General features: G+C 44.9%; 2 protein-coding genes. Both read right to left on the minus strand.

Annotated elements, in window-relative coordinates; translation table 11 throughout:
- Positions 1–93: 93 nt before the first annotated feature.
- Positions 94–849, minus strand: coding sequence for an IS21-like element helper ATPase IstB (gene istB / locus BUA16_RS18055; protein WP_072766100.1), 756 nt, complete (start codon positions 847–849; stop codon positions 94–96).
- A 65-nt stretch (positions 850–914) separates the two neighbouring features.
- Positions 915–2,471: an IS21 family transposase gene (gene istA, locus BUA16_RS18060; protein ID WP_072766101.1), complete on the minus strand. Its 1,557-nt coding sequence runs from the start codon at positions 2,469–2,471 to the stop codon at positions 915–917.
- Positions 2,472–2,618: the final 147 nt, after the last annotated feature.

Below are 2,618 nucleotides of genomic sequence, written 5' to 3' on the forward strand. Positions count from 1 at the left end.
TGTAATCGGTAAGTAACAATGCTCAGAAATTGGCAAATAAGAGTGCACAGTTTTTGGCAACAAGAATGCACAATCTTTGTAAATATAATGAGGTTATTCCTTCTGTTCAAAAAAAGTTTTTCTATTCTCCATTCTATAACTTTTTCCAGATAGATTCATTACGTCACATCGGTAGAGCAATCTATCAAGTAGCGCTGTAGCCAGCACTTCATCATCCAGCATTCTGGCCCAATCGGCGGCCATTTTATTTGTGGTAATGATAAAGCAGGTGTTTTCATATAATTGATTGATAAAATTAAACAGAGCTACCGCCTGGTTCTTTTCCACTGGGAAGAGCATGATATCATCAATGACAATGAGGTCGGCCTTTGTTAGCCGTTTGTAATCGGCTGTGGCGGTTCGGGTTATATCCTTCATTTTTAGCATATTTACCAGATCTTCCATTGTTCTAAAATAGGCTTTGTACCCTTTATCGATGGCATCGCTGCAAAGACCGGAGGCAAGCAGGGTCTTTCCCACGCCCGAGGGCCCCATCAGCATAAGATTGTAACCTTGGTCCAGCCAGTTTAGCTCCCTGAGTTGGTTCAAGCGGGTCTTTGAAACGCCACTGTTGAAGGTGTGGTCATAATGGTCCAGATCGCAGTGAAGGGGCAGCTTGGCCACTTTCCGTCTTCTTTTCACTTCATTTTGATAACGGTGTGCTGCCTCAGTCTTCAACAGGTGCAAAGTGAATTCCATAAAACCAAAGGCGTTGTCCTCGGCTTCTTTTACCAGCAGCTCCAGGTTGTTGGCTATACCGGCGGTCCTAAATTTTCGACAATAATCAGTAATCTGTTCTTTTGTTTCCATATGATTGTTTCTATTGAAAGTTAATGCCCTGAAGAGGCCCTAAGGTCTTTCAGGACGGATTGGGTCTATGAATTTTTAAGGATGTGCTCAAAATCTTCTAAGGAGCTTTTGTGGGGCCGGATGTTGGCCTTGTCCGGGATCTCACCGCTTAGCGGATTAAGCCTCAGGACTTTTGTCCGTTTTTTTGGATGCTGCTCTGTGGATGCCAAGATACTTTTGAAATCTGCCGCACTGTAGATTCTATGGGACAGGCAATATCCCATCGCCTGGTTCAGATGAGCTGAAGCTGTATGCAGTGCCGTTTGCCTTATCATACTCAGCTGGTCCCTTATGTAACGGGGTTTGTCGGCTTTGATCATCTCAAGCCACTCCCGGGCCTTAGCGGGATGCTCGAACAATGCAGCCGTTTCCGCCATCATCTCCCCAACGGCAGCTTTCTTATCTCTTTTGTGATCGGTATTAACAACTTTATTCCCTCTGCCCAAAGGAATTTTGTGGCGGCAGATTTGCTTCTCACCCTTCGCGTCGGTGATGATAAGGGAGGTGCCTTCCACGCGTAGGGCTACCAAACTACCTTTTCCCTTATAGGTGCCCAAGGGCAGGGAATAGAAATTCCCTTTGTATGAGATAGCATTGTCCTTTCGCACGGTGTAGGTGGCGATTATTGTTACCGTGCCCACATGGGCCCTATAAGGCTTTAAAAAGGAACGTTCGATATTGAACTCGGCACACGGTTCTTTTTGGGTAGTGCCATGGGGCAAGCTGTTAGCAGTACGTCCAAGCCATCCCAACGCCTCATCGTTAAGGGTTTCGATGTTGTGGTAGGTCCTATTATAAAGAAAATTCTGTTTTACATACTTTACCACATTCTCTATCTTTCCTTTGCTTTGGGGATCTGCCTTGCGGCAAAAATAAAGATCAAAACCCTGGGCCCTGGTATACTTGCGAAAGGCGTCGGTCAGTACAATGTCCCCGCTGTTTTCACTCACTACAAAGACCTTGTCTTGGTCATAAACGATCTCATCAGGGATACCTCCCAGATATTCAAAGGCTTTCTCATGGGCCTCTATGGCTGTCTCCGAGGTAAAGTACCGATCTGTGAACCAGACATATTTAAAACGGGAACGCGACAGAACGATCGTAAAAAAGAAGACTTTTATCCGGGTACCGGTGGTGGTTCTCATATTGTATTCCCCAAAGTCTACCTGAGCTTGCTTCCCGTAAGGAGCTTCTTCAAGCTGCTGGAACTGCCTTTCGGTTTTGATTATGGGTAACCGGTGTTTCTTCCGGACCCACGATACAAAATTAAAGACCGTCTTTTGGGATACCAGCGGAAATTCGGGATGGCTCTCCTTTAGCCAGTCATGCATCTGGGCTGCAGAGGTATTCCTGTATTTTTCGAGGCGCTTCTTGACAAAATCCTCATAGGGAAGTAGTTTCTTCCCACGATTGGTCTGCTTGGTAAGGAATTCTTCGTATTCCGATTCGCTCATTGCTAGGTACTTTGATACCGTACGCCTATCGAGCAAAAGGAATTCACTGATCCTGCTCTTGGAATGCCCTTCACGGTGCATTCGATGGATTTCATAATAAATCATAAATTTGGCTAAATACACATTCATAGAATTGCTGGTTTTGGTGAACCAGCAATATTAGCTTTTAGACCATTTGGGGCATGCCCCAAATGGTCTTTTAATTGTGTATTCCTGTTGCCATTTTCTGTGTATTCCTATTTACCGAAAACTGTGCAGATTTAATTTCCGATTACA

The organism is Arenibacter nanhaiticus (genome assembly GCF_900141935.1).
Lineage (GTDB): Bacteria > Bacteroidota > Bacteroidia > Flavobacteriales > Flavobacteriaceae > Arenibacter > Arenibacter nanhaiticus.

Coding starts and splice junctions, on each gene's coding strand:
- istB (WP_072766100.1), bottom strand. CDS start 849: ATGGAAACAAAAGAACAGATTACTGATTATTGTCGAAAATTTAGGACC.
- istA (WP_072766101.1), bottom strand. CDS start 2,471: ATGAATGTGTATTTAGCCAAATTTATGATTTATTATGAAATCCATCGA.